This window comes from Anaerolineae bacterium, from assembly GCA_011176535.1.
In the GTDB taxonomy this organism is placed as follows: domain Bacteria; phylum Chloroflexota; class Anaerolineae; order Anaerolineales; family DRMV01; genus DUEP01.
Genome location: DUEP01000068.1, coordinates 1 through 6329, shown reverse-complemented (window position 1 = coordinate 6329; position 6329 = coordinate 1). Strand labels below are relative to the sequence as shown.

The 6329-nt window shown below is 64.2% G+C and carries 6 protein-coding genes and 1 pseudogene; 2 read left to right on the top strand and 5 right to left on the bottom strand.

All coding sequences use genetic code 11. The annotated features are described in order from the left end of the window. A partial coding sequence (locus G4O04_07025; GenBank protein ID HEY58267.1) for a hypothetical protein occupies positions 1-251 on the bottom strand: 251 nt, incomplete at its 3' end. Further along, the gene (locus G4O04_07020) at positions 248-2047 is read right to left on the bottom strand and encodes an ABC transporter ATP-binding protein (GenBank protein ID HEY58266.1); all 1800 of its coding nucleotides are present in this window, start codon (positions 2045-2047) and stop codon (positions 248-250) included. The genes G4O04_07020 and G4O04_07025, both read right to left, overlap by 4 nt. A gap of 112 nt (positions 2048-2159) precedes the next feature. On the opposite strand from G4O04_07020, the pseudogene G4O04_07015 reads away from it, so the two are divergent. Then, positions 2160-2374 (top strand): annotated as a pseudogene (locus G4O04_07015) (DUF433 domain-containing protein). 76 nt (positions 2375-2450) lie between these two features. Further along, positions 2451-2744 carry a DUF5615 family PIN-like protein gene (locus G4O04_07010; GenBank protein HEY58265.1) on the top strand — a complete coding sequence of 98 codons (294 nt, stop codon included), beginning with the start codon at positions 2451-2453 and terminating at the stop codon, positions 2742-2744. Between the two features lie 37 nt (positions 2745-2781). Here G4O04_07010 and G4O04_07005 read toward each other — a convergent pair whose 3' ends face one another. From G4O04_07005 to G4O04_06995, 3 genes are all read right to left on the bottom strand, one after another. Continuing rightward, positions 2782-4173, bottom strand: coding sequence for a hypothetical protein (locus G4O04_07005; protein ID HEY58264.1), 1392 nt, complete (start codon positions 4171-4173; stop codon positions 2782-2784). Between the two features lie 24 nt (positions 4174-4197). After that, positions 4198-5958 (bottom strand): ABC transporter ATP-binding protein, encoded by a 1761-nt coding sequence (locus G4O04_07000; protein ID HEY58263.1) that lies wholly within the window; start codon positions 5956-5958, stop codon positions 4198-4200. 49 nt (positions 5959-6007) lie between these two features. Then, positions 6008-6329: hypothetical protein (locus G4O04_06995; protein HEY58262.1), on the bottom strand; the 322-nt coding region annotated here is incomplete at its 5' end.

Here is a 6329-nt window from a genome sequence, read left to right as displayed (position 1 = left end):
GGGCCGGCCGTGGGGGAAGGGGTGACGCTGGGGGGCAAAGTGGCCGTGGGCGAAGGGGTCGCCGTGGCCGAGGGGGATACCGTGGGCGAAGGCGTGGGCGGGTTTGCGAAACGTCCGCTCCCAAACCACCAAGCCAGCCCCGCCAGCAAGGCCAGGACCAGCAGCGTGCCACAGCCCCAGGCCAGCAACCGCTCCAGACGACGGCGTCGGGCATGGATGGGCGGGATCTCGTCCGCAGGGCGTGCCATCATGTCCACAGGCTCACCTCTTCCTCGTCCATCTCCTGGAAACCGCGACGATACAGTTGGGTGTACAAACCGCCCTGGGCCAGCAACTCCGCGTGGCGGCCCTGCTCCACAATCCGCCCGCGATCCACCACAAAGATGCGGTCGGCGTGGGTGACCGTGGAGAGCCGATGGGCGATGACGAACGAAGTGCGGCCCTGCAAGAGCCGTGCCAGGGCCTGCTGGATGAGGCGCTCGGTCTGCACATCCACGCTGGAGGTGGCCTCGTCGAGGATGAGGATGCGCGGGTCGGCCAGCAAAGCGCGGGCAAAGGCGATGAGTTGCCGCTGGCCCACCGAGAGCAGCACCCCGCCCTCGCCCACCGGCGTGTCGTACCCATGACGCATCCGCGCGATGAACTCATGCGCCCCCACCGCCCTCGCGGCGGCTTCGACCTCCTCATCGCTGGCGTCCAGACGGCCAAAGCGGATGTTCTCGCGCACCGTACCCGAAAACAGGTAAGGGTCCTGGAGCACAATGCCCATTTGCCGGCGCAGGCTCTCCTGGGTCACCGTGCGCAAATCATAGCCATCGATGAGCACCCGCCCCTCGGTGGGGTCATGAAACCGGGCCAGCAGTTTGACAATGGTGGTCTTGCCTGCGCCCGTCTCGCCTACCAGCGCCACGGTCTCGCCGGGGCAAACCAGGAAGTCCACATCTTCCAGGATGGGCGTTTCGGGGTCGTCAGGGTAATGAAAGGAGACATGCTCGAAGCGCACCTCGCCGCGAATGCGCGGCAAGGGAACGGCGTCGGGCGCGTCCTGGACCTCCGGGGGCGTGTCGAGCAGATTGAAAATGCGCTCCCCGGCGGCCATGGCCGACTGGAACTGGTCGTAACGTTGGCTCAGGGAGCGAATGGGGTCGAACAGACGGTCAATGTAAAGCACAAAGGCCACCAAAATCCCCGGGGTGATGCGCTCCCCCAACGCCGCCTGTCCGCCCACATAGACCACAATGGTCGTGGCCAGGGTGTTGAGGAAATCCACGCTGGGGAAGAAGATCGCGGCCACCCGGGCCGCCTCCAGGCTGGTTTTCAGCGCGTGGGCGCTGGGCCCTTCGCGGAACAGGGTGTCGTTGCGCTCCTCGTGGGCAAAGGCTTGAATGACCTTCACGCCTTGCACAGTCTCAGCCAGCACGGCGTTGACCCAACCAATGGCCTGCCGCACCTTGCGGTAGTTCTCACGGGCCACGCGGCGAAAACGCGCCGTAACCACCACCATCAACGGCAGCACGGTGAAGGTCATCAGCGCCAGCCGCCAATCCATGCGCAGCATGATGACCACCACGCCCACCAGGGCAAAGAGGTCCCGCGCCACGGCCAGCACCGCGAAGGTAAGGAAGCGCCGCAACACGCTGACATCGTTGACGATGCGGGCGATGATGCGTCCCGAACCGTAGCGACTGAAGAAGCCCAGGGAGAGGTTCTGCAAATGGGTGAACAACTGGTTGCGCAAATCGTAGATGATGGCCGTGCCCACTCGGGCCATCAGGTTGACGCGCAAATAGATGACCAGCCATTGCACCGCCGCGGTGACAAAATAGAACAGCACGGCTTGCCGCAACATGGGGAGCGAACCGGCCCCGATGCCTTCATCCAGCGCCATTTTGACGAAATAAGGCCCCAACATCCCCGCTCCGGCAGAGACGAGCATAAAGAACAGGGAGAGGGTGAACGAGGCCCAGTACGGCTTGATGTAAGCCGCCAACCGGCGGGCCACGCGCGGATCGTAGGCTTTTTGCAAAGTTTCTTCGCTCATGAGCATCTCGGAGTGGGCAGGGGCAGACCACCTCTCGCAAAGAGAAAACGGTCGCGTTCTGTTATACTAACACATGAACCCGGTTTGTGGAGAGGCACTCATGGAATGGCAGGAATGAATTACCGCCGACCCAAAGGTCTTGCAAGGGAAGCCCATCATCAAAGGCACGCGCATCGCCGTGGAATGGATCATTGCTTTGTTAGGGCAAGGGTGGATATTGAGGAAATTTTACGCAACTATCCTCAGTTGAGCCGGGAAGACATTTTGGCCTGTGTGCGGTACGCCGAGGAAATCGTACGCTCCGAAAAAGTGTATCCTTTGCCGCCCTCGTAGGCAACAAGGAAGGCATCGGTGCGGTTTCTGGCCGATGAAAACATTCCTTTAAGCCTTCCGCCGCCAGGAACATCAGGTGCTCTGGGTGGTCGAAGAGCAGCCGGGGCCAAGGGGCGAGGATGTTTTAGCCGTGCGGGAGGAGCGCATCATCCTCACTTTCGACAAGGACTTTGGCCGTCTGGCCTTCCAACATTGCTTACCGGCCACCTGCGGGATCATGCTCTTGCGCTTTCCTCCTCGAAGCCCTGCAGCCATCACCCGTATCGTGCTGAGCGCTTTGGCCTCCCGCGAAACCTGGGAGGGCACCTTCGCCGTCATCGACGAGAAGCGCATTCGTTTACGCGTCCTTCCCTCTGCGCGACGAACATAATCCACGCAGCCCCTGCGACAGGCAGTCCTCTCCCCTGTTACCACTTGACCCGCCGTAGCCAGCGGGGCGCTTTGCTTTTCAGCACCCCTTGCGTGACCTTACCCCACCCCAAGGGGAAGCCATCCACGCACACTAAGGTCCACCCCGGTGGGCCGTCGTAGGGCGTGGGACGACCGCCGAGAAAATCGGCCAACGCCGGGTGGTCGGGCGGGAAATCGGCCACCCGCTGCGCATCGGCGGGACGCAGCGCCGGAGCCAGCGCTGGCGAGGGCTCAAACCGCCCCTTTTTGAAGGTGCCCAGCCACCAGCCAAAGCGCACCACCTGCAGGCCAGCGGGGTTCGGCAGCCCCTCCGGCACGGCATAGAGCCGATGGCCGAAGGCCGCCAGGCGCAAGGCGGGGGCCGGAGAAGCGGTCAGACTTTCCTCCACGAAACGCCGGTACAGTTGACGCTGCTCGCTGGTCAGATGCCCGGTGCGCAGGGGGTGCACGCGGGAGGGCGGGGGCTGGGCATCCTCACCGCGGCGGAGGAGGACCATGAAGTGCCCCTCGGCCGGCGCCTTGTGGGGCCACAGACGCACCGCGTGGCGCAGGCTTTCCGGCCCCGGCGGGGTGAGCCAATCGGGTCGCCCCGGCGCAAACCCCTGACGCGGCGGCACCGGCACCACATCAAAATCGGGATGCGCCGCCAAAAAGCGGGCCACCGCCCCCTCGTTCTCCTCGGGGTTGAAGGTGCAGGTGCTGTAGAGCAGATAGCCGCCGGGGCGCACCAGGCGGGCCGCATGGCGCAAAATCTTCTCCTGCAGGGCCGCGCAACGCTGCACATGCCTGGGGGTCCAGGTGCTGCGCGCCGCGGGGTCCTTGCGAAACATCCCCTCTCCAGAGCACGGGGCGTCCAGCAGCACCCGGTCGAAAAAGGCGCCCCAACGGTCGGCCAGGCGCTGCGGCTTCTCGCTCAGCACCACGATGTGCGTCGCGCCCCAGCGGTCGAGGTTGTTCGTCATCTCGCGGGCGCGGTGAGGCTGCACATCGTTGGCGACCAGCAACCCTTCGCCGCCCATCAACGCCGCCAGATGGGTGGTCTTGCCGCCGGGGGCAGCGGCCAGATCGAGCACCCGCTCACCGGGTCGGGGCGCCAAAATCTCCGCCGGGGCCATGGCCGCAGGCTCTTGGGTGTAGTACAGCCCGGCGGCATGGTAAGGGTGGGCGCCCGGACGACGGCCTTCTACCAGACGAAACCCGGCCGGGCACCAAGGCACCGGCTCCAAGCGAAAAGGCAACCGCGCGGCCAGTTCCTGGGGGTCTATCTTCAGCGTGTTGGCCCGCAGCCCCACATGAGGACGCCCGGCCAACGCCTCGCGGAAGGCCGGGTATTCGTCGCCCAACAACCGGGCCATGCGGTCGAGAAACAGCGCAGGGATATCCATCAGGTCGGCAATCCTTGTGGTGAGGGGTCAATCCCCTGGGGTAGGTTCCGCCTCCCCTTCCTCCTGGGAACGCAACTGCAATTCGTAAAACTCGCGATACAGGCCCGGCTGGGCGAGCAGGGTCTCATGGGTGCCCATCTGCACAATGCGGCCCTGATCGAGCACCAGAATGAGGTCGGCGCGCTTCACGGTGGCCAATCGCTGCGCGATGATGAAGGTGGTGCGGCCTTCCATCAGGCGGAACAGCGCCTGTTGGATGAGGTGTTCGGTTTCGATGTCCACGCTGGAAGTCGCATCGTCGAGGATGAGAATGCGCGGGTCCATGAGCAGGGCGCGGGCGATGGCAATGCGCTGACGCTGGCCGCCCGAAAGGGTCACGCCCCGCTCGCCCACCTCGGTATCGTAGCCCTGGGGCAGGCGCAGGATGAAGTCGTGCGCCTGGGCCGCCCTGGCCGCGGCGATGATCTCTTCCTCCGTGGCATCGGGTCGTCCGTAGGCGATGTTCTCGCGAATCGTGGTGGAAAAAAGCAGCGAGGTCTGCAACACGATGCCAATCTGCCGCCGCAAGGTCGGCAGGTCCAAGGTGCGCACATCGTGACCGTCGATGAGCACCCGCCCCTCCGTGGGGTCGTAAAAACGCGGGATGAGGTGCACTAAGGTGCTCTTGCCGCTCCCCGTGGGGCCGATGAGGGCTACCACGGTGTTCGGGGCAATGTCCAGGTGAACCTCCTTCAACGCCTCGTGAGGTTCACCGGGGTAGCGGAAGGAGACATGCTCAAAGGTCACCCGCCCCTGGATGGGTTGCAGGCGCAGGGCATTTGGCGGCGATTGGATGGCGGGGCGGGCATCCAGCACTTCAAACAGGCGCCTGGCCCCGGCAGCGGCTTCGCCCCCCGAGTTGACCAGCCACACCAGTTGCCGCGCCGGAACGCCCAGGAGCATGAAGTAACTATTGAAGGCAACCACCTCACCCAAAGTCGCCTCGCCGTGCAACACCATCTGGCCGCCAAACCAGAGGATGAGGATGGTACCCAGGGCGATAAGAAAGTGGGTGGTGGGCATGATGCGGGCCCACTGGCCAATGACGGTGAGCCGAGCGTCGTAGAGTTCGCGGTTGCTTTCGGTGAACCGGTCCACCTCGTACTGTTCACGGGCAAAGGCCCGCACCACAGCGGCCCCAAGCACGTTTTCCTGCACCCGCACGGTGATCTCACCCAACCCCTGGTCAATGCGGTAAAACATGTGGGTCACTTTTTGGCCAAAGTTGGTAGTCACCAGCACCAGGGGGATGAGCGGCAAGGTGGCGATGGCGGCCAGGCGGGTGTTGGCCGAATACATCACGGCCAGCGCCGCCACGAACATCAGCCCCATCTGCACCAGTTCGATCAGGCCACCGCCCAAAAAGTTGGTCATCGAGCGCACATCTTCAATGGTACGGCTGATGAGTTGCCCGGCCGGGGTCTGGTCGTGATAGGCGAACGAAAGCCGCTGCAAATGGGCATACAGGCGGTTGCGCAGGTCGAAGGACACCCGCTGAGCGAGCCATGCCGTGAGGTAACGGCGCAAGAACAGAAACAACGCCCGGCCCAGGCCAATACCCAGGATGAGCAGGGCCGCCCGGGTCAGGTAGGCCCGCTCCCCCAGCAACAGGCCGGTGTCGATAACCTGGCGGATGATGTCCGGCACCACCAGGTTGGCGGTGGTAATGGCCAACAGACTGAAAAAGGCCAGCCCCACCTGAAGCAGGTAGGGGCGCAGGAAGGTGAACATCCGAAGCAAAGCACGCATGGGCAATCTCAGGAGCAGCGTAGAGAATAGGGAAGGGAGGGAGACCCGCTCATGAAACGGTGAACTTCACCGCCGCGCGGTGGACGGCCACCATGGGAATGGCCTGCTGAGGCACCGCTTCGGTTTGCGCGCGCGGGTCATCCTGACGCAGGTAACGGTATTCCGGGGGCGGGTAGCACACCGTGGCGGTCAGCGTGTACTCCCCCTTTGGCTCAGGTTCGCGCAGGTGCAGGGTCAGGGCGATGTGGGGGGTCATCACATGCACGATATCCATGCGCCCCACCTCCCGCCCTTCCCTATCCGTTACCTGCACGCTGACATCGGGGCGCATCTGGAAAGGCGTCAGGTCGATCTCCATGCGCACCCGCCGT